The sequence below is a fragment of the Streptomyces sp. S.PB5 genome (genome assembly GCF_030403745.1).
Taxonomy (GTDB): domain Bacteria; phylum Actinomycetota; class Actinomycetes; order Streptomycetales; family Streptomycetaceae; genus Streptomyces.
In genome coordinates this window covers 18,123-45,037 of sequence record NZ_JAQMWP010000007.1, presented here as the reverse complement: position 1 = coordinate 45,037, position 26,915 = coordinate 18,123, and the positions used below count along the sequence as shown (strand labels likewise).

Genomic DNA, 26,915 nt, shown 5'->3' with positions numbered 1-26,915 from the left:
TGATGGATCTGCGGCAGATGGAGGTCGTCGTCGCGGTGGCCGACGCGGGCGGGTTCACGGCGGCGGCGCGGCGCCTGCACGTGGTCCAGTCCGCGGTGTCCAGCACGGTCCGGGCCCTCGAACGCGAGCTGGGCACCCCGCTGTTCGACCGTACGACACACCGGGTCGCGCTGACCCCGGCCGGCGAGGCGTTCGTACCGGCGGCCCGGGCGACCCTCCGCTCCGCCGAACTGGCTCGCGAGGCGGTCGACGCGGTGAAGGGACAGCTGCGCGGGCGCGTGACGGTCGGCACGATGCAGGGCGTGTGGGCCGGGCTGCACCACGCCCTCGCCTCGCTGCGGGCGGAGCATCCGGGGGTGGTGGTCCGGCTGCGTCAGGCGGCGGTGGCCGACATCCGGCAGGCGCTGCGCGACGGCACGGTCGACCTGGCCGTGGTCGCCCTCGACCGGCAGCAGCAGCGCGGACTCACCACCCGGCTGCTGTCCCGCGAGGACATGGTGCTCCTGACGGCACCCCGCCGCGTCGTCCCCGGCGCGACGCCGAACGGCACCGTCTCCCTCGCCGACGCCGCCCGGCTGCCCCTCGTGGACTTCACCCCGGGCTGGGCCATCCGGGACGCCGTCGACCGGGCCTTCCGCAGCGCGGGCGTCGACCGCAGCACACCCTTCGAGGTGAACGACATCGTGGCCGCCGCCGAGCTGGTCCGCAACGACCTGGCGGTCTGCATCATGCCGCCCTCCATCGCGGACCGCTTCCCCGACCTGCCCCAGTACCGCTTCGACCGGCACGCCCCGAACTGGAAGGTCATGGTGGTCCGTCCACCCGGCGAGGCACCGCCCGCGGTCACCGCGCTGCTGCGCCACCTCACCTAGCCATCGCTCCCCGGCCCGCCCTCGGCCCCGTCGTCGACGCGCTGCCCGACACGCAGCACCGTCAGACAGCGCCGCGATACCCGATCACCCAGCCGGGTGCGGATCCGTTCGGCGACGGCGTCGAGGAGGGGCTCACGGACCTCACGGTCGAGCTTGCGATACAGCGACAACGAGCGGAGGTGATCGGCGAAGCCGTCCCCGTCGAACCACTGGACGGTCGGGTAGAAGCGCACGATCGCGGGGCCGAACAACCCTCCGGGACCGGCGACCGGGCCCCACCCCTCGTCGGTGGTGAGCACCTCGTCCTCCAGCGGCGGATGTCCCCAGTCGGGGTTCCCCGGGCAGTACCGCTCGTGGAGATCGGCGGTCTCGGCGTACACCTCCGGCTCGTCCGGCCGGCGGACCACGACGTTGCCCAGCAACGCCGCCCATCCTCCGGGCCGGAGCACCTCGTGCGCCCGCCGCCAGCCGACCGACGGGTCGACCCAGTGCCACGAGGACGCGGCCACGAGAACATCGAAGCGCCGCCCGCGGTCGTCCCACTCCTCGAACGTCGACATCTCGACCGCGACGTCGTCGAAAGACGCCATCCGCCGCCGAGCGAGCGCGGCCATGTCCGGGCCCGGCTCCACGGCGGTCACCGCGCATCCGAGCGCCGCCAGCGACCGCGTCGCCTGCCCGGTACCGCAGCCCACTTCCAGTACCGACGACCCTTCGCCCATGCCGGTGACGGCGACGAGGTCCGCGAACAACTCGTCGGGATACCCGGGCCGGACCCGGTCGTAGAGCTCCGGCACCTCGTTGAACACCCGGCCGAGGCCGGTGGGATTCGCGGGCCTCTTCGGGTCATCGGTCACGAGCGCACAACCTATGAGGCCGGTCCGTGGAAATGCCACTGGTTTCCCTGGCCGGCATCGGGCACCTCCCCGTCAGGAGGTGCCCGAGTGTCCTCTTAGGACCAGTACCGAGAGGAGAAGTGCCTGTTCGTCACCACGGGCCCGATCTTCGACGGGTCGAAGTGGTACTTGTTCGTGAAGGTGTTCCAGTCCCGGATCTGGAAGTACGCCTCGAGCTCACCGACCCAGATGTAGACAGCCGCGGTGTTCGACGCCTTGGCCAGTTGGGCGTTGGTCAGATCTGTGGAGCCGTTGAAGAAGCACGTGTTGAACTCCCTGTCCGGCAGGGTGATGATGCCGTCCCAAGTGCCGTACAGGTTCAAGTAGTCGGTAGCGCTGGGGATGTAGTACAGATCGCTGGCCGAGTCGCCGACCAGGTTCGGACCGACGATGTAGACCCTGGACTCGGATGCCTTCTTGACCCGCTGGCCCTCTCCCGGGCAGGCGGCCGCGGCCGTCGGGGACTGGGAAGTGGCCTGCGCCGACGCGGTGTTCGCGGCGGCGGCGGTCGAGACGCCGGCGGTGGCCAGAGGCAGGCCGAGTGCGACGGTCAGGGCGAGGCAGGTGCGACGTAGGCGATTCACGAGTTGGTCCTCCTTGATGTGGAGCGTGATGGGTGTCCCTCGGGTGTGCGGCCCGGCACCCCGGCTACCCGCCGGTACCGGTGAGCCGGCCGGGCCTGGAGTGCCGGGCCGTCCCCCGAGGGCTGCCGACGCTGGCAGCGGGCCTCGGCGGCTGGCAAGGAATCCGCGACCGGTGGGATGCTGGGACGCCGAGACGCGTGGGGACCTTGTGCTTTGGCCGACCTGTTGGGACGCCGGTGGGACGGGGCAGTGGTGAGGGCCCGGGGGATCAAGGGGGAACAAGAGGGATGGGCATGGGGGCGCAACCCGCGGAGTTCAACGAGTTCGCGGCCTGTCTGCGGGCGCTCAGGGAACGGGCGGGGCTCAGCTACGGGGCGTTGGCCCGCAGGACCGGGATCAGCAGCTCCAGCCTCCATCGGTACTGCTCCGGCTCGTACGTCCCGCAGGACTACGGAGCCGCCCATCACTTCGCCACGGCCTGCGGAGCGTCACCGGAGGAACTGCGTCGATTACACCGACTCTGGGCACTCGCGGACGCCGCACGCGACGGCGAAGGCGACACGCACGCGGATACGGGTACGGATGCGGATGCGGATGCGGACACGCATACGGGTACGGCTACGGCCCCGTATGCCGTGCCCGATGCACGCCCCGGCCAGAACGACGCCCCAGAACCGGGCCCGCCCCCGCCCACCGCCCCGCCCTCGTCGAGGCGCCGCAGGCCCCGACTGCTTCCCGGTCTTGGCGTCCTCGCCCTCACCCTCACCCTCGCCCTCCTCCTCGGAGCGACGCTCTGGGACACGGATTCCGAACCGGCCGCAGAATCCCTCCCGACGCTGCTGAGACCCGGCGGAAGCCGATCGGCGGCGCCCCCGCAGGACGCGTCCCGGCCGCCGGGATCCCGCGCCGACGACTGCCCGCGCCCGGGACAGCGGTTGAAGACGCCCACCCACCAGCGCGTGTACCTGGTCGGCCCGGGCGGCAGCCTCTACTTCGTCCCCAACGCGACCATCTACTTCAACCTGTGGGACACCTGGGACGCCGTCACCGTCGTCGACGACGGCGTCTTCGCGGAGTGCGGCTGGGCCGCGGCCTACGAGTTGACCGACGCCTTCCTGGCCAGGACGGCCGGCGGTACCGAGGTCTACGTCTGGGACGCCTGGTCCGGCTACCGCCGGGTCCCGAGCGGGGCGGCCTTCAACCGGTACGGTTTCTCCGCGTCGAAGATCCAGACGCGCTCCGCCCTCTCCCCCGTCAGCGACCACAACTGGCCATAGTCCGCCTCGGCACCGACAGCCATGGTCCCGTCAACTACCCTTTCTCCAGGAAAAGTTGAGTCTCAACGGGGAGCATGTGATGTCTCGGGATCGCCGTACTCCCGTCGTGCGACCGCACAGCCCCGCCGAGAGCACCAAGGGCGTCGGCAGGCAGGTCCGGCGACGGTGTGCGGAACTGGCCACCGGCGTCTGGGCGAAGGTGCGGCCCACCCGCGACCGTGTCACCGGTTACCTCGCGATCGGCGCCGTCGGCGCGCTCATCGGCACGTCGCTCGCCGTCGGCGGCGGCGCCTCCGGCACCGCTCCCGAGCTCGCCGACATCGGTGCCTGGCTGTCCACCAGTGAGCGGGGCGAGGTCGCCCATGTCCATGGGCTCACGGGTGACGTGGACGGCAGGGTCGTCCTGCCGTCCGGGACCGAGGGCCACCCCGTCTCGGTCGCGCGGGACGGCGACACCACGCTCGTACTCGACGAGAGCACCGGCACGGTCGTACGGCTCGATCCGTCCCAGTTGACGGCCGAACAGTCCACGGACCACGGCGAGTCCGGTCTGCGTCTGCTCTCCGGCGGCTCCCGCGCTTATGTCGTCGACCCGGCGCGGGCCACCGTCCAGCAGATCGATCCGGTGCTGACCACGCCCAGGGGACCGGCCGTACGGCTGGACGGAGAGCCGGGAGCCGCCGTCGTGGACCGGGCGGGCACGCTGTGGGTGCCGCTGCCGGGCAAGGGCACCGTCGTACCGTTCGTCGAGGGGCGCCGGCACCCGGCGGTCCGGGTGGCCGAGGCCGGTCATGATCTGGCGCTGACCCTGGCCGACGGACTGCCCGTGGTCACCGACCGGACGGCCGCCACGGTGCAGGTGCTGACGGCGGACGGTGTACGCCAGACCTTCGAACTCGGCGCCACCGTCGAGGACTCGGACGACGTCCTGGTGCCCACCGCCACCGACGGGAGCACGGTGCCGGTGCTGGCCGCCGACACCGGAGTCCTGGTCCTGCTGGACGTCCGCGGCGGGCACGTCGTCAACGCCCGGCTGCCCCTGGACGGCACCGCTGCGGGAGCACCCCAGGTGCTCGGCAAGCGGGTCTACGTGCCCGACGAGTCCACGGGCCGGCTGCTGACGTACGACACCTCCACCGCCTCCACCGCCGAACCGGTGCAGATCACCCAAGGGGCGGGCGAGCTCGAACTCTTCGTACGCGACGGCCTGTTGTGGGCGAACGACGAGGACTCCGCCGCCGCCGCGGTGATCGACACAAGCGGCAAGGTCACCCCCATCATCAAGTACGAGGAGGATGCGCCCTCCTCCGGTACACCCGGCGCGCACGAGCCCGGCGACGGGCCGGACAGCGGCAGTGGCGTCCCGCCGGGCGCGACCCCGTCGGCCGGCGACCCGGGTGCGCCGGGCGTCGGCCCGAGCCCGGGGACGACACCCGGGCCCGGCACGGGTACGGGCCCCGGGCCAGGCACGACACGGCCAGGTCCCGGCCCCGATCCCACCCCGGACTGCGACGCCGAGTGGAAGCCCGGCTGCCCGGAACCCGGCGCGCCGGGGACGCCGCAGGCGCAGTCCGGCGCGGGCGTCATCCGGATCACCTTCGCCGCCGCGTCGGGCGCGACCCCGCGGCGCTATGTCCTCCAGGAGCCGGCGTCGGACCAGATCGTCACCCCGGACTCGGTCGGCCCCGACGGCCCGTTCGAGTTCGAGGTCAGGGGCGGGTCGTGCGACCAGCAGTACAGCTTCACCGTCGTCGCCGAGTACGCCGGCGGCGCGCCGAGCAAGTCGTCCGCGCCCTCGGCTCCCGCGCGGCCCTGTCTCGTACCGGGGGCGCCCGAGCAGCTGACCATGACGCTCGCCCCGGGTGGCCACGGCGCTACCGTGACCTGGCAGCCACCGCAGGGCGCCGACGCCGGGGTGACGTACACGATCGACGGGCCCGGCGGGACGGAGCGGACCACCGAGACCACCCACGTCTACACCGGTCTGGAGAACAACAAGCAGTACGAGGTGTCGGTGGCGGCGAGCAACGCCGCGGGGTCGGGCACTCCGGCGAAGGGGACCTTGGATCTGACCCCGCCGGACAAGGTCAAGAACATCGTCCACAACGACAACGACGAGGACGACCTCTACATCGTCAGCAACCCGAACCCGGTCCCGGTTCAGGACAGGGTGGGCTCGATCCCCGGAATGTCGTCCCCCGAGGTCACCGTCCACTGCAAGGCTCAGGGCAAGACCGTGACGCATTCCTACACCGGTGTCACCAGCAATGTCTGGGGCAAGATCACCTACCGCAACAACGCGGGCGACGTCATCAAGGGCTACGTCGCCGACATCTACCTCGACTCCCGCCTCGACCCCGACATCTGGGACTGCACATGACCTCCCCCCACACCCTCGGCGACGATGAGACCGAGCTCTTCGCCCGGTCCTTCCACGCCCTCGCCGACCATGTCGAACGGGTCGTCAAGGGCAAGCGCGAGGCCATCGAGCTGGCGCTGATCTGTCTGTTCTGCGAGGGCCATCTGCTGATCGAGGACGTGCCCGGCACCGGCAAGACCACGCTGGCCCGCTGTCTGGCCGCCTCCGTGGAGGCCGACTTCGCGCGGGTGCAGTTCACCCCGGACCTGCTGCCCTCCGACATCGTCGGCGTCACCGTCTACCGGCAGAACACCGGCGCCTTCGAGTTCCTCCGCGGTCCGGTCTTCGCCAACATCGTGCTCGGCGACGAGATCAACCGTGCCTCGCCGAAGACACAGTCCGCGCTTCTCGAGGTCATGGAGGAACGCCGTGTCACCGTGGACGGCACGACACACCCGGTGCCGCGCCCGTTCATGGTGTTCGCCACGCAGAACCCGGTCGACATGGGCGGCACCTACCCGCTGCCCGAGGCCCAGCTCGACCGCTTCCTGATGCGGATCACCCTCGGCTACCCCGATCACGCGGCCGAGGTGGCGGTCCTCACCGGCACCGCCGCGCACACCGGCCCGGACTCCCTGTCCACCGTCACCACGGCCGGGCAGATCGCGGACCTCGTCGAGTCCGCCTCCCGGGTTCGGGTGACCGAGCCGCTGTACGACTATCTGGTACGGGTGGTGGCGGCGACCCGCACCCTGCCCGAGGTACGTCTCGGCGCCTCGCCGCGCGGCTCCGTCGCCCTGCTGCGCGCGATCCGGGTCAGGGCCGCCTCGCAGTCCCGGCCGTACGCGCTGCCCGAGGACGTCAAGGCGCTCGCCGGGCCCGTCCTCGCGCACCGGCTGATCCTCGCGCCGGAGGCCGAACTGAACGGCCGTACCGGCGCGGACGTGATCGCCGATGTGCTGGACACCGTGCCGCAGAGCAGCGGGGCACTCGTCTGATGCTGACTCGCACGGGGTGGGGCACGGCAGGCGGCGGGGCGGTCCTGACCGGCGTCGGCTATGCGTTCGGGTACCGAGAGGCGGCAGCGCTCGGGACGACCGGTCTGCTCGCGGTCGCCGTGTCCGTCGCCGTGCTGTGGGCCCTGCCGAGGCCCCGGCTCGGCGCCGAGCGGCGGATCGCGCCGCGCAAGGTGGGCCGGGGTGAGCCCGCCGAGAGTGTCGTCACCGTGACCAACACCGGGGACCGCGCCCTGCGGGGCCTGAGCGCCGGGGACCGCTGCGGTGACCTGGAGATCGCGGTCACCGTACCGCCGTTGCGCCCCGGCGCCGTACACGAGCTGCGCCACCCGCTGCCGACCTCCCGGCGCGGTCCGCTGCCGGTGGGGCCGTTGCGGGTGGAGCGCGTCGATCCGCTGGGGCTGGTGCGCCGGAGGCACGCGTACGGCGGCTCGGAGACGCTGCTCGTGCGGCCCCGGACCTGTCCGCTTCCGGCGCTGTCGGCCGGGCGGTCGCACCAGGTGGAGGGCTCGGCCTCGGACGTCGCCGCCGACGGGTCGCCGGCCTTCCACGCGGTGCGCGAGTACGCGTTCGGCGACGATCTACGTCGGGTGCACTGGCGGTCGACGGCCCGCGCGGGCAAGTTGATCGTCCGTCAGCCCGCGGACACGTCGCTGCCGCACACCACGCTCGTGCTCGACACCCGGGAGCACGCCCACGCCTCGCAGGACGACTTCGAACTGGCCGTGGACTGCGCGGCGTCCCTGGCGTACGCGGCCGCCCGTTCCCGGCTTCCCGTGCATCTGCTCGACGGGGTGGGGACGCTCCTGCGCACCAAGGGCTCGGGCGAGGACGGTGAGGCGCTGCTGGACCGGCTGGCCCTGGTCACACGGTCGGACGGTCCCTCCGAGACCGTCGCCTTCGACGTCCTGGAGCGGCATCGTGACGGCGGGACGCTGATCGTGGTCGGCGGAACCGGTGCGGCCGAGGGGCTCGGCGCCGCTGCCGGCCGGGTGCGGCACCGCTTCGACGGGGTGATCGTGCTGCGTGCGGGCGCCGCGACGGGAGCCGAACCCGTCGTCGGTGTCTGGGAGACACGCGTCGCGTCGCTGGAGGAGCTGGCGGCCGTCTGGCGCGCGGAGGCCCCCCGATGAGCGCACCCACCCGCCTGGCAAAAGCCCCTCGGGCACCCGTGGCCGAGCAGGCCCAGGTCACTGAAGTGCACGACTCCGTCCGGGAGTTGAGCCGTTCCCGGCGGTTGTGGTCCCTGCTCCCGGTGGCGGTCCTGTCGGGGGCCGCCGGGTACGGGTTCGCCCGGGTCTTCCCGCCGTCCGAGCTGCTTCCGGTGCTGGTGGTGGCCGTACTCGTCCCGACGGTGCTGTCGGGTCTGCTCGGCGCCCGGCCCGGAACCGGCGGCGCGGGCCGCCGCACGCCCGCGCTCTGGCCCTCCGCCGTGCTGACCGTCGTCGCCTGGGCGGTCGCCGTCAGCGCCACCCTGTTCCGCGGGACCAACGGCGGGCTGCCCGGCGGCCCCGCGCTGCGCGCCGCGTGGTCCTCGCTGCTCGACGCCCCGCACGTCCTGCTCTCCGTCGTCCTGCCCGCGCCCGGCGATCCCGAGCTGCTGGTGCTGCCGCACGCCGTCGTGTGGACGGCCGCCTTCGCCTCCGCGGAACTCGCCCTGCGCACCCGCGCCCCGCTGCTGCCGGCCCTGCCGCCGCTCCTCGCGTTCGGCTTCCCGCTGGTTCTCGGCGCGGACGGCACGGGGCCGTCCTACCCGGCCGTCGGCGTCCTGGCCGGGGCGACGGCCCTGCTGGTACTGCTGCGTTCCCGGACCCGGCTCCCGCTGCGGGCCCTGGCGCTGCGGCTGCCCCTGGTGGCCGCGCTCGCGCTCGTCGCGGCGCTGCTGGGTCCGCGGCTGCCCGGCGTCGGCGCCCCCCACGACCTGCGGGAGGCCGTCACCCCGCCGACCACGCGGCCGGAGTCGGTCAGCCCGCTGGACCAGGTCGCGGCCTGGACCCGCAACGCCGACGACAAGGTGTTCACCGTACGGACCTCGGGTGCGGCGGCGCCCGGGAACTACCGTCTGGCGGTCCTCGACACCTACGACGGAACGACCTGGACCAGCAGCGCGGAACTGCTGCGATCCGGGGGCCGGGTCCCCGCCGAGGCGGGAGTGGAGCCGGGCCGTACCAAGGAGGTCCGACAGCGCGTCACCGTGCAGTCGCTGCCCGGGATCTGGCTGCCCGTCGCCGACCGGCCCTCGCAGGTGGACGCGCCCGCGGGCACCTCCCTGTCGGTCGATCCGGACAGCGCGGTGCTGTCCACGGGACGCGCGGTGCCGTCCGGCTTCACCTACACCGCGACCTCGCACGTCCCCGAGCCCGACGCCCGCCGGCTGCGGTCCGCGTCGGCGGCCGACGACCCCACGCTGGTGGCGCTGCCCGACGTCGACGCTGCCGGGCGGCCGATCCCGGCCGTGCGGTCGTTCAGGAAGCTGGCCGAGCAGGCGACCGCCGGCGCCGGGTCCCCGTACGAGCGGGCGGCGCGGCTGGCTCAATGGCTGCGCCAGAACCACCGGTTCGACCCCGACGCGGTGCCCGGTCACACGTACCGGAGCCTGGAGTTCTTCCTGACGGAGGGCGGGCACGGGACCTCCGAGCAGTTCGCCGCGTCGTTCGCGGTCCTGGCTCGCACTCTGGGGCTCCCCACGCGCGTGGCGGTGGGTTTCGGCCCCGGCACCCGCACGGGTCCGGGTGCCTGGCAGGTACAGGGACGGGATGTGCTGGCCTGGCCGGAGGTGCGGTTCGCGGACGTCGGCTGGGTGCGGTTCGATCCGACCCCGCGCGAGGCCACGCCGGGCAGCACCGACGTCCCCGAGGGAGGCGAGAAGGCGGCCGAGAAGATCACCGAGGGCACCCGCCCGTCGACGCGCCCGCGCACGACGGACCCCGCCACGGGAGCCCCCGCTGCCGCGTCGCCTGCCACCCCCGCCCTCCCCGTGCCCGTCGGCGTCGTCGCCGCCCTGGCCCTGCTCCTGCTGCTCGCCACCGCCTACGTGCTGTACGCGCTCCGGGCCCCCCGCACCGGCAGCCGCCGGCTCCGCGACGACCCCGACAGCCGACGCAGGCTCCTCGGCGCCTGGCAGCGGATCACCGAACGCCTCACCGAGATCGGCCTCCCGGCCACGGGAACCCGAACTGCCGAGGAGATCGCCGCCTTCGGCGCCCGGCACATGGACGCCACGACGGGCCGACGCCTGACGGCGCTGGCCGCCCTGGTCAACGAGGTCCACTACGCGGGCCGCGATCCCGACTCCACGGCCGCCGACGCCGCGTGGGCGGACTGCGACGCGATCGAGAGAGCACTACGCCGGCACGTCCCCTACCGAACCCGTCTGCTGCTCCACCTGCGCTCGACGGCACCGGGGCGGATGCTCGCGGACCGGGCCGGACGGCATTCCTGACGTGGGGCGGTGCAGACGGGTGGGGGGCGACGGACACTCGCCTGGAGCGGGTGTCACGTCTGGGGCGAGCGGCGGCTGACCGGCCCTGGAGTACCGTCCGGTGGCAGACTCCCCTTCGTGCCGGCCACGCACCCGCCGTGCAGCGCATCCAGCAGCATCGGCAGTGAGCGGCGGAACTCCCGTACCCAGTACGGCGGGGAGTGCGTACCTGCGTAGAAGTGTGTCGTCACCGGCGTGCCGGCGGCGGTCAAGCGGTCGGCCAGGGCACGGGACTCGCGGTGCATGAGCGTCTCCGTCGGAGAGATCGCGTCGTCGGGGAACGGGTCGGCCGGATCCTCCAGCCCGGGGATCTCCGGGTCCGGCTCCGTGCCGGGCGGGTCGAGCACGCCGGCCGTTCCGTCTCCGCTGGAGAGGTACACCGGTGTGGTGCGCAGGCGGTCGGCCAGGTAATAGGGGTCGTGCGCCCGCCAGTTGGAGCGCTGAGCGACCGGATCGCCCCACAACGCCCGCCAGTCCAGGCCCAGGTACGTCATCGCCGCCCGGATCGCGTGCGGGTGTTGCAGTGGATGCACGAAGCCGCTGTAACTGGCCGCGGCCCGGAACAGGCCCGGGTGGCGGGCCGCGTACGACAACGCGCCGAACCCGCCTTGTGACTCCCCCGCGGCCGCGCGCCGGGTCCCGGCTCCGTAGTGGCGTTCCAGGAGCGGACGCACCTCGTGGAGATGGAAGGTCTCCACGGCCGGCGGTCCGCCCCGGCCGCCGTTGAACCAGTCGGTGTAGAAGCCGAACAACGGCATCTCCGCCATCACGACCAGCACATCGCGCAGTCGGGGCAGATCCTGGATCCCCGAGTCGTAGTCCTCGGTCCACGCCTTGTGGTTGCCGTCGCCGCCGACCCACACATACAGCGTCGGCCAGCTCTGCCCCGGCCGCCGGTCCCGCCAGCCGTCCGGTGTGAGCAGCCGGACCTTCGCGGTGCGGCCCAGGGCGGGCGAGTCGACGGTGAGGTCGACCAGCCGCTCACCGACCTGTTGCTCGGTGGTGATCCGGGCGCCGCCGGTGCCGCCTCCGTCGGCCTGCGCGCGGGACACCCCGGCCGCCAGCAGGAGGTCCGCGATCAACAGGACGACCAGCAGGCACATGCGTGTGCGGCTGCACGGCATGACGAAGTCTCCTTTCGTACGACGGTAGTTGTCATGCGTCCCGCCTGCGCAGCACCGCGACCGCGAGCAGGAGCAGCACAGCGGTGGAGGCCATGACCAGCAGCAGGGACGGCCAGGGGCCCAGGCTGCCGGCCGTCTCCGCCGTGGCGTCCGAGGTCTGCGTGAGTTTCTGCAGGGCCGCCGTCGGCGAGGCGCCGGTGATCCAGCGCCGGGCGTCGCCGAGGAGCGGGCCGAGGAGGGAGGGCAGGAGCAGCAGGCCGACGACACAGGTCACGGCGCCCGCGGAGTGCCGTACGAGGGTGCCGGCCGCCAGGCCGAGCAGCGCGGCCACGGAGAAGGCGGCGGCGATGCCGAACAGGGCGGGCCACGGCTGCCCTTGGGCGTACCGGCCGTCTTCGAGCATCGCGTCGCCGACGAGGTACGCGAGGGTGCAGGAGGGCAGGGCGACGGTGTACGTCACGCCCGCGATCAGCGTCGCCTTCGCGGTCAGTACCGTGCCGCGGCGGGGGTTGGCGGCGAGGGTCGTACGGATGCTGCCGGTGCCGTACTCGCCGGTGATCAGCAGCGCGCCCGCCACGGCGGCGAGTACCTGGGCGACCACCGTGAGGCTGAGGCTGCCGCCGAGCACCGTGTCGTCCGGCCGCAGGCTTCCCGTCGCCGCCACGAACACCGCGCCCAGCACCGGCACGACGGCCGTCGCGCACACCGTCCCGACCAGGGAACGCACGCTGCTGAACTTGATCCACTCGAAGGCGAGCGCCTGCGGGAACCCGGCCCGTCCATGCGTCGACGCCTTCATCGCGCGGCCTCCTGCCTGCTCCGGTACTCCGCCGCGTCCCGCGACAGGGCCGTGTAGACCTCCTCCAACGAGGAGTGCACGGGCGTGAGTTCGTGGACGGCGAGTCCGTGGGCGCGGGCCAGGTCTCCGATGGCGGCCGCTTCGAGACCGTCCACGCACCAGCCGCCCCGGGGGCCGGGACGCACGGCCGCCCCCTGGGCGAGCAGCAGGTCGCGCAGCCGCTCGGGCTCCGGGGAGCCGACCACCGTCCGGGCACGGGAGTTGGTCTCGATGAAGTCGCGCACGGGGGTGTCGGCCAGCAGTCTGCCGCGGCCGATCACGATCAGGTGGTCGGCGGTCAGTTCCGTCTCGCTCATCAGATGGCTGGAGAGGAGGACCGTACGGCCTTGTGCGGCAAGGGACTTGAGGAGGTTGCGGATCCAGCGGACGCCCTCGGTGTCGAGGCCGTTGACGGGTTCGTCGAGGATCAGCACCTCGGGGTCGCCGAGCAGTGCGGCGGCGATGCCGAGCCGCCCGGCCATTCCGAGCGAGAAGCCCTTGACGCGTTCCCCGGCGACCTCTCCGAGTCCGGTCAGGTCCAGGACGTCGTCGACCCGGCGGCGCGGGATGCCGTTGCTCGCCGCGAGGCCGGCCAGGTGCCGGTACGCCGTGCGGCCGCCGTGCACGGCCTTGGCGTCGAGGAGACAGCCGACCGTCCGCAGTGGTGCGGCAAGCCGGGCGTACGGTCTGCCGCCGATGGTCACCGAGCCCGCACTGGGCGCGTCCAGGCCCATGATGAGCCGCATGGTGGTGGACTTCCCGGCGCCGTTCGGGCCGAGGAATCCGGTGACCTTGCCGGGCCGCACGGTGAACGACAGCCCGTCCACGGCGGTCTTCGCGCCGTAACGTTTGGTGAGGTGCACAGCTTCGATCACGCTCTCGACGCTAGGCGGAGCGGGCGGAACGGGAATCCGACGACGGGAGTCCGCCACTACTCCCACGGGAGGAGGGCCTACGGGAGGAGGGCCCACGCACGGAGGGCCGCGCACCTCCCGCTCGCCGCCCCGCACTTCGCCGGCGCCGTCGCTGCACGGCCGGCCGACGCCCTTACGCCTCCCCCGCCCTGACCAGCCCCGTCTCGTAGGCCAGCACCACCAGCTGGGCCCGGTCCCGCGCCCCCAGTTTGATCATCGCCCGGCTCACATGCGTCTTGGCGGTCAGCGGACTCATCAGCAGCTCGCGGCCGATCTCCTGGTTGCTCAGTCCGGCCGCGACCAGCGCCATGACCTCGCGTTCCCGCTCGGTGAGCACGGTCAGCCGCTCGGCACCGGCCGCCTCCGGGCCCTTCAGACGCGCGAACTCCTCCACGACGGAACGGGTGACGGCCGGGGCGAGCAGGCTCTGTCCGGCGGCGACCGTGCGGATCGCCGCACGCAGATCGTCCGGCTCGATGTCCTTGAGCAGGAAGCCGGCCGCGCCGTGGCGCAGGGCCTCGAAGACATACGCGTCGAGCTGGTACGTGGTGAGGACCAGCACCCGTACGGCGTCCAGGTCGGGGTCGGCGGCGATGCGCCGGGTGGCCTCGATGCCGTCGACGCCGGGCATGCGGATGTCCATCAGGACGACGTCGGGCCGGGTCAGCCGGACCGCCTCGACGGCCTGCGCCCCGTCGGGCGCCTCCGCGACCACCACCAGGTCCTCGGTCAGGTCCAGCAGCGCCCGGAAGCCCGCGCGGACTACCGTCTGGTCGTCCGCGAGCACCACCCGCACGGTCATCGGCGGATCCCTCCCTCGTCGACCGGGAGTTCCGCCCGCACCCGGAAGCCCCCGCCGGGCAGCGGTCCGGCGTCGATCCGGCCCGCGGCGGCGGCCGCCCGCTCCCGCATCCCTATCAGCCCGAATCCGCCCGTGGCCGGCTCCGTGGGGCGCCCGTCGTCGACGACCTCCACCGTGAGCGCCCCGTCCCGCCGGGCGACGGAGACCGAGGCGTGCCGGGCTCCGGAGTGCTTGAGCACATTCGTCAGCGCCTCCTGCACGATCCGGTACACGGCGAGCCCCACCACCGAGGGCACGTCGTCATCGGCCGCCTCCTGGCGCAGCGTGATCTCGACGCCGCCGCCCGCGAACCGCCCGACGAGATCGTCCAGTCGACCGATCCCCGGCATCGGCTCCACCGGCTCCCCCTCCGCGTCCCGCAGCACTCCGACGGTGGCCCGCAGCTCCCGCAGGGCCTCCTTGCCCGAGTGGCGCACCTGCCGTACCGCGGCCCGGGCGGTCTCCGGCTGCGCGTCGAAGGCGTCCAGCGCCACTCCGGCCTGCACCGTCATCGCCGTCACCGTGTGCGCGACGACATCGTGCAGTTCCCGGGCGATCCGCACCCGCTCCTCCCGTACCCGGCGCGCCGCCTCCCGCTCCCGCTCCGCCTCGGCACGAGCCGTCCGTGCCGCGTACTCGGCGAGCAACTGCCGCCGCGTACGCACCACTTCGCCCAGCAGCAGCGGCACCAGCGGCCACAGCATCTCCAGCACCGGCAAGCCTTGCGGATTCACCACCTCGCTGCCCACCCACAGTGCCACCCCGCCCGACGTGAGCGAGGCGACGAGCCCGGTCCACAGCGTGCGCCGCCGGTCGCCCTGCACGGCGACGGTGTACAGGGCGACGAGCACCGGCAGGTTCAGCAGCTCCCCGATGTGTCCGTGCAACGCCCAGCCCGCGCACGCGGCCCCAGTCACCAGCGCGACCGCCACGGGCCACCGCCGCCGCCACACCAGAGCGAGCAGCGAGACCACCAGCAGCAGCCACGTGAGCCGGTCCGCCTGCCGGTACTCGGGCTCGTTCGCCGCCGCGTCCAGGCCGGTGAACCAGCCGACCACGGCCACCACCAGCAGATCCACGGTGCCCGGGGACAGTGTCCGCAGCCGGGCGGCAAGACGGTCGAAGGTCGTCACCTTGCCACCGTAGGAGCGGCTGCCGAGGCGTGCATACGACACCGGGAGTACCCGCGGGTCCCCGACCCGACCCTGAGATGTCCCCGATCCGTCCCCGATATGTGTCAGGAATCTTTGACAGGTGTCCGCCACGCCTGTCAGTCTTTTCTGACAGGTACGACGGAAAGGGGCCGCGATGCCCGAGGTCCCGTCTGCGGCGCCGACGGGCGACGAGTTGCTGAAGATGCTCTCCGCGCTGGGCAATCCGCACCGGATGCGGATCGTCGCGGCGCTCGTGGAGCGCCGGAACTACGTCAGTGCGCTGGCCCGCGAGATCGGTATGGGCCGTCCGCTGCTGCACATGCATCTGCAGCGCCTGGAAGCGGCTGGCCTGGTCGTCGGCACGCTGGAGCTCGCAGAGGACGGCAAGGCGATGAAGTACTACGAAGTCACCCCTTTCTTCTACGAGTTGACACCCCAGGTCATCGCACGGGCGGCCGCGACGATCACCGAGACAGCCGACCGGACCGACCGGAGCGCGAAAGAGGAAGCGAAGTGAACGAGCAACTGGTGACGCTCGCCGCCACGGAGGACGAGCTGGGGATTCTGGTCGGCGCCGTGGGTGCGGCCGGACTCTTCACCCTGCTGATCGTGATCGTCTGGCAGGTCGCCGCCACCTGGCGGGCCCGGATGCTGGCCGCGCGCGAGGAGCAGTACAAGGAACTCGCCACGAAGTACGCACAACTCCTGGAGGACACCGTGGAGTTGCAGCGCCGCACGGTCGAGGAACAGCGGCAGACCCTCGACGAGCTGACACAGACCCGGCTCGCGGTCGGATCGATGGAGAAGATGATGCGCGAGATCGAATGACACCGGCGGTGCGGGTACGGCCGGGAGCGGCAACTCCCGGCCGTACCACGCAAGAGCACATCCGGACACATCCACCCCGCACGCCACGGCAGGTCGTCACACCTCAAACGCCGTGGTGCGGGCTCTGTGCGCCCTGCCGCCGGTCATGACCGGCGGCGGCGTGCCCCACACGAAGGAGACTACTCATGCGTGCGCTTCTCACGCGCATCGCCCGTACGCCCGGCGGGCGGCGCGGGTGGGGGCACCCCCTCTGGGGGAGCCTCGTCCTGGCGGCCTGGCTGATCGTCACCGTCGCCCTCGGCCCGCTGGCCGGCAAGCTCGGCGACGTCGAGGACACGAGCCCCAACGCCTTCCTGCCGCGCGGCGCGGAGTCCGCGCGGGTCAACACGGAGCTGGAGAAGTTCCGTACCGACACGGTCGTACCCGCCGTCGTCGTCTACACCGGCGAGGGCGCGGAGGCGAGCGCGCGGGCCGACCGGACCTCCTTCGCCGGGCTCCTCCCCGCGGGCGAGGCGGTCTCGCCGCCGATCCCGTCGGAGGACGGCGAGGCCGCGATGACCGTCGTCCCGCTGGCCGACGAGGACGGCATCACCGACAAGGTCGACGAACTGCGGGACCTCGCCGGGGCCAACGCGCCGCCCGGCGTCGACGTCGAGGTCGGCGGCCCCGCCGGCTCCCTCACCGACTCGGTGGCGGTCTTCGACAGCCTCGACTCCACCCTGCTGCTCGCCACCGGCCTGGTCGTGGCCGTCCTGCTGCTGATCACGTACCGCAGCCCGGTGCTGTGGCTGCTCCCGCTGCTGTCCGTCGGCTTCGCCGCCGTCCTCACCCAGGTCAGCACCTATCTGCTGGCCGAGCACGCGGGTCTGCCCGTCAATCCGCAGAGCGCCGGCGTGCTGATGGTCCTCGTCTTCGGTGTCGGCACCGACTACGCCCTGCTGCTCATCGCCCGCTACCGCGAGGAACTGCACCGCCACGCCGACCGGCAGGAGGCGATGCGTCTCGCGCTGGCCCGCTCCGGCCCGGCGATCCTGGCCTCGGCGGCCACCATCGCGGTCGGTCTGGCCTGCCTGGCCTTCGCCGACATCAACTCCTCCCGTTCGCTGGGCCTGGTCGGCGCGGTCGGTGTCGTCTGTGCCTTCCTCGCCATGGTCACCGTGCTGCCGGCGCTGCTCGTCCTGACCGGCCGCTGGGTCTTCTGGCCCTTCGTCCCGCGCCAGGGCACACCGGCCCGCAAGCCGCACACCGTCTGGTCCCGCGTCGGAGCGGCGGTCGCCCGACGCCCCCGCTGGTCGTGGCTGATGTCCGTGGCCGTCACCGGCGTGCTCGCCCTCAGCGCGGCCGGCATCACCATGGGCCTGACCCAGGCCGAGATGTTCCAGGACAAGCCGGAGTCGGTCGTCGCCCAGGAGAGGATCTCGGCGCACTACCCCTCGGGGGCCTCGGACCCGGCGACCGTCGTCACCGGCACCCCCAGGGCCGCCGAGGTCCGCGCGGCCGCGGCGGCCGTCGAGGGTGTGGCCCGCGTCGAGGACGGCGAGCGCACCCCGGACGGCGAGCTCAGCACTGTCTCCGTCGTGCTCGAGGACGCCCCGGACAGCCGCGCGGCCGAGGACACCATCGACGCCCTGCGGGACGCCGTCCATCCGATGGGCGCCCTGGTCGGCGGCACCACCGCGGAGACGCTGGACACCCAGCGCGCGGCCGACCGCGACCTGAACACGGTCATCCCGATCGTGCTCCTGGTCGTCCTCGTCGTACTGATCCGGCTCCTGCGGGCCCTGGTCGCCCCGGTGCTGCTCCTGGCCACGGTCGTGCTGTCGTACTTCGCCGCGCTCGGCGCCTCGAACCTGCTCTTCGAGCACGTCCTGGGCTTCGCGGGCGTCGACTGGTCGATCCCGCTGCTGGGCTTCGTCTTCCTGGTCGCCCTCGGCATCGACTACAACATCTTCCTCATGCACCGGGTGAAGGAGGAGGCCGCGCGTCTCGGCCATACGCGGGGTGTCCTGGAGGGCCTGACCAGCACCGGAGGGGTCATCACCTCCGCCGGCGTCGTCCTCGCCGCGACCTTCGCCGTGTTCGCCGGGCTTCCTCTGGTGACCATGGCCCAGATGGGCGTGCTGGTCGGCATCGGCGTCCTGCTGGACACCTTCCTCGTCCGCACGGTCCTGGTCCCCGCCCTCGCCCTCGACATGGGCCGCTGGTTCTGGTGGCCCGGCCGCCTCTTCCGCCGGCCCGCCGAGGAGGAACGGCACACCGCCGGGAGCGTCGCGCGGGGTTCGGCCCACGAGACGGTCTGACGCCGAGGCGGACCGGACAAGGGGGAAAGGGGGAGTCGGGCGCCGATCGCGTCGTACGGCGTCGGTCTTCCCGACTCCCCCCCTCACCGCCTGCGTGTCACACCCCCTGCGGATGCAACAACCGCGCCAGCAGGTCGTCCAGTGTCACCAGCCCCGTCAGACGGCCCTCGTCGTCGCGGACGACGGCGAGCGAGGCCCGCCGGCCCGCAGGAACCGGCGTTCGACGAGGTGGTACGAGGCGAGCGCGGCCGCGCCGGTCAGGACCACCGTCCCCATCGCGCGCCACCAGCCGTCCACCCCGAGCGAGGCCAGCAGACGAATGACCGGATAGTGCCAGAGATACATCCCGTAGCTCAGACAGCGGCCGGTCCAGGCCAGCGGCGACAGCGACAGCAGCCGGGACAGCGTTCCCTGCGGCCGCAGTTCCAGCCCCGCGATCAGGGCGGCCGACACCACGGCCACCCCCAGGAACCCGACCGTGTACCAGGCGGCCGTCGCCCACCCGTGGTCACCGCTGACCGGCGCCCGCCAGGCGACCAGCGCCAGCACCCCCAGTGCGGACCAGGCCATCGGCCCCGCCCACCCGCGCAGCCGCTCCAGCCGGGGATCGTCGGCACGCAGCCGGGCCAGCACCACGGCGAGCAGGGCACCGGCCAGCAGCTGGTCCGCCCGGGTGTCGGTGCCGTTGTAGATGCGATGCGCCGCGTCCGGTCCCCACAGCGCGAACCGCCACACCAGCGGCAGCGTGCACAGCACGGCCGCCCAGATCATCACCGTACGGGCGCGCAGCCACCGCAGGAGGAACAGCAGGACCAGCGGCCAGGCCAGATAGAACTGCTCCTCCACACCCAGCGACCAGGTGTGCGCCAGCGGCGCGCCCAGATCCGAGTACTCGCCGGGCTGTGCGGCCCGCACGAGGTTCACCACGGACACCAGGGCCAGTCCGGCGGCCTCCAGCGCGCCGTCGAAACCCCACAGCGACGTGGTGAGATCCAGCACCGCGGTCACCGCGCAGACAGCCACGAGCGCCGGGACCAGCCGCCGCCAGCGCCGCCGGTAGAACCCGGCCAGGTCGAGGGTCCCGGTGCGGGCGTACTCGGCGATCAGCAGCCTGGTGATCACGAACCCGCTGAGGGTGAAGAAGACGTCCACCCCGACGGAACCACCGGGCAGCCGCTCCTCCCCCAGGTGATAGAAGACGACCAGCCCGACCGCCAGGGTCCGCAACCCGTCCAGCCCGCCCACCCGCCGACTCCGCACCGCCGCCGACGGGAAGCCTCTGCCGGCCGGGGCGTCCGGGCCGCCGGCTCTGCCGCCGGGTCCGGGCATCACCTCCGCCCGGTCGACGACGGCCAAGGACGTGTTCGGTGTACCGGCGGCGGAACGGATCCCTCTTCACCTACCTGATAGACGCGGTCAGACTCGGTGCGCCCTGCAACCAGTGCGGGCACCGTCACCCGGCCTATCGGGAGTGGCCACGGCATGCCGGACGGACACGCCGTCGGCTACCCCGCATGCGAAAACGCACACCTGAGGGGACCACGTGCGCCTGAGAACCCCCTGCGTGCCCCCTGTGCCACTTGTGCGAGCCGCCGAAGGCCGGCTCAGAGCGGTGTCGCCGCGTGCAGGATGAGCACCATCGTCACGGCCGAGTTGGCGGACGACATCGCCGACACCGCCGCCCCCGCTGCGGCCCCCCACGCCGCGAGCCCCACTGAGGTGAAGACCGACGGCCAGCGGCGTCCGGCCGGCGCGGGCCCGAGCAGGGCGGCCACCCGCCGCGGCACCGGCCCCGGCGCGGCGAAACCGGCGAGCGTGGGCAGCGGCGCGCCGCGGGAGACCAGGGCCGCCTTGCCGATCGCCCGGGCCACGGTACGACGGCTGCCGACCACCCCGGCGGCCTCCTCGTCGGCCCAGCGCTCCGCCGTGTACGCCACCGCGGTGCACAGGGGGCGCAGAAACGGGTTGGCCCGCGCCGCCAGCCGCACGGCGAGCAGGTGGCGGTGGTGACGGGCGGCGAGATGGGCCCGCTCATGGGCGAACAGGGCCCGGCGCTCGGCCGGCTCCAAGGAGTCGAGCAGGGCGCTGGTCACGACGACCCGGCCGCGTCGGCCGCCGGGGAGTGCGTACGCGTAGGGCGTCCGGTCGGGCAGGACCGCGACCTCCCTGCCGGGCAGCCCGGCAAGGGCCCGGTGCGCGCGACGGCGGACCCGGCGGTGCCGCCACAGCGTCCGGGCGCAGGCCACGACCACCGCGCACAGCACGGGGATGGCCGCTTTGCCGGCGACCTCGTCGTAGGGGACGGCCGCGCGCACCTCGGGGTCGGACCAGCCGTCCGGCAGCGGGTTGCCGGGCAGCTGGGCGGTGCCGACGACCATGAGCAGCCCCAGGCACACCGTGCTGCACGCGGCCATCACCGCGGCCACGCCGGTCAGCAGCCGGGTGGCCGTACGCGGATGCAGACGCTGCTCGGCGAGACGGGCGACCGGCCAGGCCGTGAGCGGCAGGACCAGTGGCAGAAAGACGAAGACCCCCACGAGCCGTCAGTCTTCCCCTCCGTCGTGGGCCTGACCCAGCAGTTCGCGCAGCAGCCGTTCGTCGTCCGGGCCGAGCCCGGTGACGAAACTGGCCAGCACCGCCTCCCGGTCCCGTTCGGCGTCCAGCACCCGGCGCATCTTGTGGGCGGCCAGGCCCGCCTGGTCCGCGACGGGCAGCCAGGCGAAGGACCGGCCGGCGCGCTCGCGGGTGACCACACCCTTGGCCAGCAGCCGGGTCAGGATCGTGATCACCGTCGTATAGGCGAGGCCGCCGCCCAGCCGCTCCTGCACCCAGCCGGCCGTCGCCGGTCCGTCCGCCTCCCGCAACGCCGAGAGCACCAGCGCTTCCAGCTCGCCCTGTCCCCGCCGTCCGGGCCGTCGCCGGTGATCGTCGGTCACGCGTTGTCTCCCTTCACCGCCGCACACTTCCCGGGCGACCCATCCTAAGGACGCCCGGGGCAGGACGCCGGGCACAGGAGGCCCGGGACCTCGCGTCCGACATCTCACTCCACGCAACTTCTACAGTGCTGTAGATTCATATCGGACACCACCAGGATCTCAACCAAGGTCTCAACCAGGAGGAAAACCGTGGGAGTTTCCCTGTCCAAGGGCGGCAACGTCTCACTCAGCAAGGAGGCACCGGGCCTGACCGCGGTCCTGGTCGGCCTCGGCTGGGACGTCCGGACGACGACCGGTACCGACTACGACCTCGACGCCTCCGCCCTGCTCCTGGACGCCTCCGGCAAGGTGCTGTCCGACCGGCACTTCGTCTTCTACAACAACCTGCGCAGCCCCGACGGTTCGGTCGAGCACACCGGCGACAACCTCACCGGCGAGGGCGAGGGCGACGACGAATCGGTGAAGGTGAACCTCGCCGCGGTCCCGGCCGAGGTCGACAAGATAGTGTTCCCGGTGTCGATCCATGACGCGGAGAACCGCGGCCAGAGCTTCGGCCAGGTCCGCAACGCCTTCATCCGGGTCGTCAACCAGGCTGGCGGCGCCGAGATCGCCCGCTACGACCTGTCCGAGGACGCCTCGACCGAGACCGCCATGGTCTTCGGCGAGCTCTACCGCAACGGAGCGGAGTGGAAGTTCCGCGCGGTCGGCCAGGGTTACGCCTCCGGACTCGCCGGGATCGCCTCCGACTTCGGCGTCAACGTCTGACCCGGGCAGCCGCCTCACCGACCGACCGGGAGACCATGTGGCCGACCCGCCCCGCCTCCGCCCGGAGGACCGAGCGGACTTCGAGGCGATGCTGCGCCTGGCGATGAGCACCCCGGACATCGCCGAGGCCCTGCTCGCCGACACCACCGGACGGATGGTCGTCCGCATGCGGATCCGAGCCCTCTCCGCCGCCGACTCGATCACGGCGGCGGCGGAGCGGGAGTACACCGCCTACCTCGCCCTGCGCACCCCGGCGAGCGGCGGCACCCTGCTCCCGGCCCTGACCGCCCTCACACCGGCCGTCGCCGCGGCTTCCGCGGCGGTCCTGCTGGCGCTCGGCCACACGCTCCGACTGGCCGGCACGGCAGGTACGTTGCCCGCATCACTGGTGACCGCGGGCTGGATGCTGGCCGCTATCGCGGCACTGAGCACTTCCGTGGCCCTGGCGGCCCTGCTGCGGACAGCGCTGCGCGGACACGGGCAGGGACACGGACACGGCACCCCGCCGACCGCACAGCAGGTCGAACAGGCCCGGCAGCGCTGGCAACAGGCCCTGCTGGACCGGGGCCTGATCCCCTACCTGCACCGACACATCCACGCGAACCCCTCTGACCCCGCCCGCCGCCCCTCCCCCAAGGACAGGTAACCCATGTTCGGACTGAGCGAACTGGCCGTCATCCTCATCGTCGTCATCGCCGTCCTCGCCGCCAAGAAACTCCCCGAACTGGCCCGCTCGGCAGGCAAGTCGGCCCGCATCCTCAAGGCAGAGGCCCGGGCCATGAACACCGAGGACCAGGACGCCGAGGGGACGACTCCTCGGACCATCCGGGGTGAGACGGTCGCGCGGGGTGCGGGGGCGCCGGAAGCCGACCGGGCGGGGGAGACACCCCGCAGCTGAACGGTTCGGCGACCCGGCGCGGGGGCCTGTCGGGTCACCGAACCGGGCTCGCGCTGCTCGGCGTCTCCGCCGGTGCGGTCGTCACGATGATGCTGACCGGCCATTTGCGCTGCCGCTACGCCGACCACCACGTCACCGTCGCCAGGCGGCACTCCTCCCCAAGCTCACGCTCCCACCCCTGGCCCGCTCGGCGCCTGTCCTCGGGGTGGTGCTGGTGCTCAGTGCCGCAGACGGCGGGCTCAACAACCGCCACACACGAAGACTCCGCCAGTCGACCGGACTTCGAGACCATCGGGAGCCGTCTTGACGCCCGCTCTCCTAAAGCGGGTGTCGCAGGTTCGAATCCTGCCGGGGGCACATAGCTTGACCAGGCAAAACGCATCGAACAGCCCCCTCGGAATGATCTCCGAGGGGGCTGTTTCGTGGCCCGGGGGACACGCGGGGGACAAGGTGCGATCAGGCGGCGTCCGGGGCCCCGTCGCGGGGGACAGAGGACACCAGCCGCAGATGTCCTCTGCTGCGGGAGGGCTGGGCCTGGGGCTCGTCCGCAGTCCGCCGCTCCTCTTCGTACGGCTCATCGGCGACCTGCGCCGGCTGGCTCTCCCCCACTGCGGCGGGGGCGGCTGCGGCGGGAGGCTCGGTGTCCGTCTCGGTGGCGGACTGCTGTTTGTCGTCGGGCTTGTTGATGCCGTTGCGGCGGGGCACGAGGTCGAGGGGTGCGTCTGCTGCGGCCTGCTCGAACTGGGGCATCAGGCTGGTGTAGGTGTCGGCGGTGAGCTGGTAGCTGCTGTGGCCGAGCAGGACCTGGATGGCCTTCATGGAGAGGCCGGCGGCGAGGCTCAGGGATGCGGCGCAGTGGCGCAGGTCGTGGAGCCTGATGGGCGGGAAGCCGAGGCGCTTGATGAACCGGTCGAAGGCCTGGGAGACGTTCTTGGGGTGGTGAGGGCGGCCGTCGGGCAGGGTGAAGACTTTGCCGGAGTCGACGTACGGATGGTCGTACGCCTTCAGCGCCTGCCCCTGCCGCTCTTCTGGGGTGGCGTCCAGCCACTGCTGGTGCTTGCTCTCCCATTCGGCGCGCTGGGCCTTCTGGACGTCCCGCCAGGCGGTCAGGAGAGCGAAGGTCGCGTAGTCCAGGGCGACGGCGCGGCGGCCGCTGCTGCTCTTGGGGGTGTCTTCCCAGACGGCGTTGGTGGAGTCGGTGACGATCTGTTCGCTGATGTGCGCGACGCCTTTGGTCATATCAAGTTCGGACCAGGGAAGGCCTGTTGCTTCGCCGCGGCGTGGTGCGCGGAAGGCCATGAGGTGCCACATGATGTACAGGCCTTGTTCGACGGCTGCGTCGAGGAATTCACCGGTCTGCTCGGGGGTCCAGACCATGACGGGGCTGGGCTTCTCGCCGGTTTCACGCCAGCGGGCCACGCGCTCTTCGGTCCAGACGAGCGCCTCAGGGCGTTCGTACTTCGGAATGGTGACGAGCTTGGCCCAGTTCTGGGTGATCAGCTTCTCGGTGACGGCGTCGGAGAGCGCGGCGGAGAGGCAGTCGAGGTACTTCTTCTGCCTGCCGGGGCCAGTGTCCTGGCGGGGCTTGGTGCGGGCCTCCTTGAGGGCTTCACGGGCCTGATGCCAGGTCTGGCGAAGCTCCGGAGGCCGGGGGGTTGGGGCTTTCCTCCATTCCTGGTGGGCGGCGTCGCAGGCGGCCTTGGCCTGCTGGGCGGCGATGCGGTTGGCTTCCTTGATCTTGTTGAAGGCCCAGATCTGCTTGAACATCTCCTGGACGTGGCGGTCCCGGAGCTCGCGCATGGAGAGGTGGCCGAGCGCGGGTATAAGGATGCGGTCGATGAAGTCGCGGTAATCGCTGCGGGTGCTGCGCTTGAGGTCGACGCGCTTGTCGTGCCAGCGGTTGAGGTACTGGGCGACGGTCTCTTTGGACTCGACGTTGACGCCGCCTTGGGCCTCGTCCCACAGCTTCTGCGCCTCTTCCTTAGCTTTCGTCTGGGTCAGGAAGCCGCCCTTGCGACGGCGTCGGCGCTGTCCGCCGACGCCGTCGGGGAGTTTGACGTAGTAGTACCAGGTTCCGTGTTCGCGCTTCTTCAGCAGAGGGCAGCTTGAGCCGAGTTCACGCATCTTGGGCCGGCCGGAGGCGTCGGGGATCGGCTGGCCGCTGTCGTCGAGTTTGGGCTCGGTGCACTTGCATCGCTTGTAGACGCTGCCGTCGAACACGTGGGATTCCCCCTGAATGTGCTGGATTATTCCTTACGCGTCCTGATCATGCTGTAGCGAAGGTGACGCTTCCTTGGGCGCCGTATGCTTCCTGCCAGGTGGCGCGGGGAAGAGGGATGTGACCACCTTTGTCCTCATCTGCGATGACCGTGCAGCGCACTCGTTCCGAGGGGCGCCGCGGCGGGATGTCCGTCGAGGAAGTGAGGTCCCTGCCGGCTGCGGTGAGCGTGGTGACGGCGGCTCGCGCATTGGGGATCGGTTCGGACAAGGCGTACGAGTTGATCAGGGACGGCGCGTTCCCGGCGCAGACGATTCCGCTGGGCCAGACGCAGAAGGTGTCGACGGCGAGCTTGTGGAAGGCACTGGGGATCACCCTGGATGTGTAGCCACCTATGCGGCCCGGACGTTGCGTCGTTTGTGCACGTCCGGGCCCCTCTTCTACCTCGCCCCCAGCGTGGATGTAACTGATGACGATGCAGATTGCCCAGTACAGGTTGCTATGAGCCGCGTCACACCTGCCAGCAGGTGAGCCTCCCTGGCCTGCAAATATCGCGTTAAGGCTGGCCAGTTCACGACGTCTCACGCACGTATAGCCCTCGACCCAGATATACATTGGCCTATGTCAGGTCTAAGGGACTCCTAACGCGTCGCCGACGCAAGGGGTCGCAGGTGCGAATCATTGATCGGAGTCAGCTGCGTGGGACGGTTGTCGGGCTACGTGCGCGCAGGGGCGGTGCATCCGAAGGAGGCGCCGTTGCTGCGGGAGGCCGTCACGCTGCTGTTCGGTGGCGATTCGGAAGCCGAGGCGACGCGGTGGCTGACGAGCAAGGGCATGCTGACCCCGCGCGGCAACGAGTTCCGTCGCGAAGTTCTGCACCGGCTGCTGGTCAATCCGCGGCTTGCGGGTCTGGATGAGAACGGCGAGCCGATCGAGGGCTGGGACGAGCGGGTTCTGGAGCCGGACGTCTACATGCGTCTGCAGGCTCTGTTCGTGGAGCGCAGCGAGAAGCGCGGCACGCCGCGTGACGCCCACGAGTACCTGGTCACCGGCGGGTGCGCGGTGTGCGACGAGTGCACGCAGGCCATGATCGGCAGCCGCGCCCACGCCGAGGCCCCGCCGTCCTATAAGTGCGACGGCTGCGGGAGAACACGCATCAACGCCGAGAAGCTCGAAGACTTCGTGGCCGAGCACGTTCTGGCTGAACTGCTGAAGCCGGGGGCGCGTGAGCGGCTTGAGCAGTTGCAGCGTGACATCGAGGCGGAGATCGCCCGCCTGAAGGAGCACATTGCGGGTGCCGACGAGCGGTTCGCCGGCATCGGCGATCTGTACGGGCGCGGGCTGATGGTGAAGGCCGCGTTCGTCGCCGCGCAAAAGGCCAGCAAGGAAGACCTGCGGACGTCCAAGGTGCGGCTGAAGCACCTGGAGCAGATGACCGACCTGCCGATCGGTGACGTGCACGACCTGGTGGCCTGGTGGCGTACGGCCCCGTTCGCGTCGAAGCGGGGCCTGGTACTGCTGGAGATCGAGCACGTGCGGGTCGGCCGCGCCGAAGGCAGCCAGGCCCCGGAAAAGCGGGTCCTGCTCGACTGGCGCCAGCCCGTCAGCTGAACC

At 72.0% G+C, this 26,915-nt stretch carries 25 protein-coding genes, 1 tRNA gene and 2 pseudogenes; 16 read left to right on the top strand and 12 right to left on the bottom strand.

The features are described from left to right. Nucleotides 1-2: 2 nt before the first annotated feature. The gene (locus PH203_RS19215; protein ID WP_289921373.1) at nucleotides 3-872 is read left to right on the top strand and encodes a LysR family transcriptional regulator; all 870 of its coding nucleotides are present in this window, start codon (nucleotides 3-5) and stop codon (nucleotides 870-872) included. Here PH203_RS19215 and PH203_RS19210 read toward each other — a convergent pair. Then, the gene (locus tag PH203_RS19210; RefSeq protein ID WP_289921372.1) at nucleotides 869-1,729 is read right to left on the bottom strand and encodes a class I SAM-dependent methyltransferase; all 861 of its coding nucleotides are present in this window, start codon (nucleotides 1,727-1,729) and stop codon (nucleotides 869-871) included. The two genes, PH203_RS19215 and PH203_RS19210, sit on opposite strands and share 4 nt — an antisense overlap. A gap of 95 nt (nucleotides 1,730-1,824) precedes the next feature. Continuing rightward, a complete protein-coding gene (locus PH203_RS19205; RefSeq protein WP_289921371.1) occupies nucleotides 1,825-2,352 on the bottom strand; it encodes a hypothetical protein in 528 nt (175 codons plus the stop codon). A 293-nt stretch (nucleotides 2,353-2,645) separates the two neighbouring features. Between PH203_RS19205 and PH203_RS19200 the strand changes: the two genes are divergently transcribed. The 5 genes from PH203_RS19200 (at nucleotide 2,646) to PH203_RS19180 (ending at nucleotide 10,446) form a co-directional block, all read left to right on the top strand. Further along, nucleotides 2,646-3,629 carry a helix-turn-helix transcriptional regulator gene (locus tag PH203_RS19200; RefSeq protein ID WP_289921370.1) on the top strand — a complete coding sequence of 328 codons (984 nt, stop codon included), beginning with the start codon at nucleotides 2,646-2,648 and terminating at the stop codon, nucleotides 3,627-3,629. 106 nt (nucleotides 3,630-3,735) lie between these two features. Continuing rightward, nucleotides 3,736-6,009 (top strand): PKD domain-containing protein, encoded by a 2,274-nt coding sequence (locus PH203_RS19195; protein ID WP_289921369.1) that lies wholly within the window; start codon nucleotides 3,736-3,738, stop codon nucleotides 6,007-6,009. Then, complete coding sequence (locus tag PH203_RS19190) at nucleotides 6,006-6,986, top strand: MoxR family ATPase (protein ID WP_289921367.1); 981 nt, start codon at nucleotides 6,006-6,008, stop codon at nucleotides 6,984-6,986. Before PH203_RS19195 ends, PH203_RS19190 begins: the two co-directional genes overlap by 4 nt. Then, nucleotides 6,986-8,137, top strand: a complete 1,152-nt coding sequence (locus tag PH203_RS19185) for a DUF58 domain-containing protein (protein ID WP_289921366.1) — start codon at nucleotides 6,986-6,988, stop codon at nucleotides 8,135-8,137. Before PH203_RS19190 ends, PH203_RS19185 begins: the two co-directional genes overlap by 1 nt. Next, nucleotides 8,134-10,446: a DUF3488 and transglutaminase-like domain-containing protein gene (locus tag PH203_RS19180; protein WP_289921365.1), complete on the top strand. Its 2,313-nt coding sequence runs from the start codon at nucleotides 8,134-8,136 to the stop codon at nucleotides 10,444-10,446. Before PH203_RS19185 ends, PH203_RS19180 begins: the two co-directional genes overlap by 4 nt. Nucleotides 10,447-10,499: 53 nt before the next feature. On the opposite strand, the gene PH203_RS19175 is transcribed toward PH203_RS19180, so the two are convergent. The 5 genes from PH203_RS19175 to PH203_RS19155 all read right to left on the bottom strand — a co-directional run bounded on the left by PH203_RS19175 (nucleotide 10,500) and on the right by PH203_RS19155 (nucleotide 15,335). After that, entirely contained in the window at nucleotides 10,500-11,609 is a 1,110-nt protein-coding gene (locus PH203_RS19175; RefSeq protein ID WP_289921364.1) for an alpha/beta hydrolase family protein, read from the bottom strand. 31 nt (nucleotides 11,610-11,640) lie between these two features. After that, nucleotides 11,641-12,408, bottom strand: a complete 768-nt coding sequence (locus tag PH203_RS19170) for an ABC transporter permease subunit (protein WP_289921363.1) — start codon at nucleotides 12,406-12,408, stop codon at nucleotides 11,641-11,643. Then, nucleotides 12,405-13,322, bottom strand: coding sequence for an ATP-binding cassette domain-containing protein (locus PH203_RS19165; RefSeq protein WP_289921362.1), 918 nt, complete (start codon nucleotides 13,320-13,322; stop codon nucleotides 12,405-12,407). The genes PH203_RS19170 and PH203_RS19165 overlap by 4 nt, the downstream gene beginning before the upstream one ends. Before the next feature lie 172 nt (nucleotides 13,323-13,494). Beyond that, nucleotides 13,495-14,163: a response regulator transcription factor gene (locus tag PH203_RS19160; RefSeq protein ID WP_289921360.1), complete on the bottom strand. Its 669-nt coding sequence runs from the start codon at nucleotides 14,161-14,163 to the stop codon at nucleotides 13,495-13,497. Beyond that, a complete protein-coding gene (locus tag PH203_RS19155; protein ID WP_289921359.1) occupies nucleotides 14,160-15,335 on the bottom strand; it encodes a histidine kinase in 1,176 nt (391 codons plus the stop codon). Before PH203_RS19155 ends, PH203_RS19160 begins: the two co-directional genes overlap by 4 nt. 175 nt (nucleotides 15,336-15,510) lie before the next feature. Here PH203_RS19155 and PH203_RS19150 point away from each other — a divergent pair, with 175 nt between their 5' ends. The 3 genes from PH203_RS19150 to PH203_RS19140 all read left to right on the top strand — a co-directional run bounded on the left by PH203_RS19150 (nucleotide 15,511) and on the right by PH203_RS19140 (nucleotide 18,484). Further along, nucleotides 15,511-15,873, top strand: a complete 363-nt coding sequence (locus PH203_RS19150; protein ID WP_289921358.1) for a winged helix-turn-helix domain-containing protein — start codon at nucleotides 15,511-15,513, stop codon at nucleotides 15,871-15,873. Beyond that, nucleotides 15,870-16,184: a hypothetical protein gene (locus PH203_RS19145; RefSeq protein WP_289921357.1), complete on the top strand. Its 315-nt coding sequence runs from the start codon at nucleotides 15,870-15,872 to the stop codon at nucleotides 16,182-16,184. Before PH203_RS19150 ends, PH203_RS19145 begins: the two co-directional genes overlap by 4 nt. Nucleotides 16,185-16,369: 185 nt before the next feature. Continuing rightward, nucleotides 16,370-18,484: an MMPL family transporter gene (locus PH203_RS19140; RefSeq protein WP_289921356.1), complete on the top strand. Its 2,115-nt coding sequence runs from the start codon at nucleotides 16,370-16,372 to the stop codon at nucleotides 18,482-18,484. Between the two features lie 97 nt (nucleotides 18,485-18,581). Here PH203_RS19140 and PH203_RS19135 read toward each other — a convergent pair. From PH203_RS19135 to PH203_RS19120, 4 genes and pseudogenes are all read right to left on the bottom strand, one after another. Next, nucleotides 18,582-18,686, bottom strand: a pseudogene (locus tag PH203_RS19135) (CBS domain-containing protein); the annotation flags it as partial. Beyond that, complete coding sequence (locus PH203_RS19130) at nucleotides 18,641-19,840, bottom strand: acyltransferase (RefSeq protein ID WP_289921355.1); 1,200 nt, start codon at nucleotides 19,838-19,840, stop codon at nucleotides 18,641-18,643. The gene PH203_RS19130 and the pseudogene PH203_RS19135, both read right to left, overlap by 46 nt. A gap of 248 nt (nucleotides 19,841-20,088) precedes the next feature. Continuing rightward, nucleotides 20,089-21,021 (bottom strand): M56 family metallopeptidase, encoded by a 933-nt coding sequence (locus tag PH203_RS19125; protein WP_289921354.1) that lies wholly within the window; start codon nucleotides 21,019-21,021, stop codon nucleotides 20,089-20,091. A 6-nt stretch (nucleotides 21,022-21,027) separates the two neighbouring features. Beyond that, entirely contained in the window at nucleotides 21,028-21,420 is a 393-nt protein-coding gene (locus PH203_RS19120) for a BlaI/MecI/CopY family transcriptional regulator (RefSeq protein WP_289921353.1), read from the bottom strand. A gap of 189 nt (nucleotides 21,421-21,609) precedes the next feature. Between PH203_RS19120 and PH203_RS19115 the strand changes: the two genes are divergently transcribed. From PH203_RS19115 to PH203_RS19095, 5 genes and pseudogenes are all read left to right on the top strand, one after another. After that, nucleotides 21,610-22,185, top strand: coding sequence for a TerD family protein (locus tag PH203_RS19115; RefSeq protein WP_289921352.1), 576 nt, complete (start codon nucleotides 21,610-21,612; stop codon nucleotides 22,183-22,185). A 37-nt stretch (nucleotides 22,186-22,222) separates the two neighbouring features. Continuing rightward, a complete protein-coding gene (locus tag PH203_RS19110; RefSeq protein ID WP_289921351.1) occupies nucleotides 22,223-22,831 on the top strand; it encodes a hypothetical protein in 609 nt (202 codons plus the stop codon). Between the two features lie 3 nt (nucleotides 22,832-22,834). Then, nucleotides 22,835-23,083, top strand: coding sequence for a twin-arginine translocase TatA/TatE family subunit (locus PH203_RS19105; protein ID WP_289921350.1), 249 nt, complete (start codon nucleotides 22,835-22,837; stop codon nucleotides 23,081-23,083). A gap of 44 nt (nucleotides 23,084-23,127) precedes the next feature. Beyond that, nucleotides 23,128-23,324: pseudogene (locus tag PH203_RS19100) on the top strand (MFS transporter); the annotation flags it as partial. A gap of 25 nt (nucleotides 23,325-23,349) precedes the next feature. After that, nucleotides 23,350-23,440, top strand: a tRNA-Arg gene (locus PH203_RS19095). A 99-nt stretch (nucleotides 23,441-23,539) separates the two neighbouring features. Here PH203_RS19095 and PH203_RS19090 read toward each other — a convergent pair. Next, a complete protein-coding gene (locus PH203_RS19090; RefSeq protein ID WP_289921349.1) occupies nucleotides 23,540-25,303 on the bottom strand; it encodes a tyrosine-type recombinase/integrase in 1,764 nt (587 codons plus the stop codon). Nucleotides 25,304-25,446: 143 nt separating this feature from the next. Between PH203_RS19090 and PH203_RS19085 the strand changes: the two genes are divergently transcribed. Together PH203_RS19085 and PH203_RS19080 are read left to right on the top strand one after the other, a co-directional pair. Next, nucleotides 25,447-25,689: a DNA-binding protein gene (locus PH203_RS19085; protein WP_289921348.1), complete on the top strand. Its 243-nt coding sequence runs from the start codon at nucleotides 25,447-25,449 to the stop codon at nucleotides 25,687-25,689. A 311-nt stretch (nucleotides 25,690-26,000) separates the two neighbouring features. After that, the gene (locus PH203_RS19080; RefSeq protein ID WP_289921347.1) at nucleotides 26,001-26,912 is read left to right on the top strand and encodes a recombinase family protein; all 912 of its coding nucleotides are present in this window, start codon (nucleotides 26,001-26,003) and stop codon (nucleotides 26,910-26,912) included. Nucleotides 26,913-26,915: the final 3 nt, after the last annotated feature.

What these genes read in the sequence shown, in the direction of transcription:
- PH203_RS19185 (WP_289921366.1), top strand. Translation starts at nt 6,986, where the DNA reads ATGCTGACTCGCACGGGGTGGGGCACGGCAGGCGGCGGGGCGGTCCTG.
- PH203_RS19170 (WP_289921363.1), bottom strand. Translation starts at nt 12,408, where the DNA reads ATGAAGGCGTCGACGCATGGACGGGCCGGGTTCCCGCAGGCGCTCGCC.
- PH203_RS19175 (WP_289921364.1), bottom strand. Translation starts at nt 11,609, where the DNA reads ATGCCGTGCAGCCGCACACGCATGTGCCTGCTGGTCGTCCTGTTGATC.
- PH203_RS19200 (WP_289921370.1), top strand. Translation starts at nt 2,646, where the DNA reads ATGGGGGCGCAACCCGCGGAGTTCAACGAGTTCGCGGCCTGTCTGCGG.
- PH203_RS19085 (WP_289921348.1), top strand. Translation starts at nt 25,447, where the DNA reads ATGACCGTGCAGCGCACTCGTTCCGAGGGGCGCCGCGGCGGGATGTCC.
- PH203_RS19150 (WP_289921358.1), top strand. Translation starts at nt 15,511, where the DNA reads ATGCCCGAGGTCCCGTCTGCGGCGCCGACGGGCGACGAGTTGCTGAAG.
- PH203_RS19140 (WP_289921356.1), top strand. Translation starts at nt 16,370, where the DNA reads ATGCGTGCGCTTCTCACGCGCATCGCCCGTACGCCCGGCGGGCGGCGC.
- PH203_RS19105 (WP_289921350.1), top strand. Translation starts at nt 22,835, where the DNA reads ATGTTCGGACTGAGCGAACTGGCCGTCATCCTCATCGTCGTCATCGCC.
- PH203_RS19215 (WP_289921373.1), top strand. Translation starts at nt 3, where the DNA reads ATGGATCTGCGGCAGATGGAGGTCGTCGTCGCGGTGGCCGACGCGGGC.
- PH203_RS19180 (WP_289921365.1), top strand. Translation starts at nt 8,134, where the DNA reads ATGAGCGCACCCACCCGCCTGGCAAAAGCCCCTCGGGCACCCGTGGCC.
- PH203_RS19190 (WP_289921367.1), top strand. Translation starts at nt 6,006, where the DNA reads ATGACCTCCCCCCACACCCTCGGCGACGATGAGACCGAGCTCTTCGCC.
- PH203_RS19160 (WP_289921360.1), bottom strand. Translation starts at nt 14,163, where the DNA reads ATGACCGTGCGGGTGGTGCTCGCGGACGACCAGACGGTAGTCCGCGCG.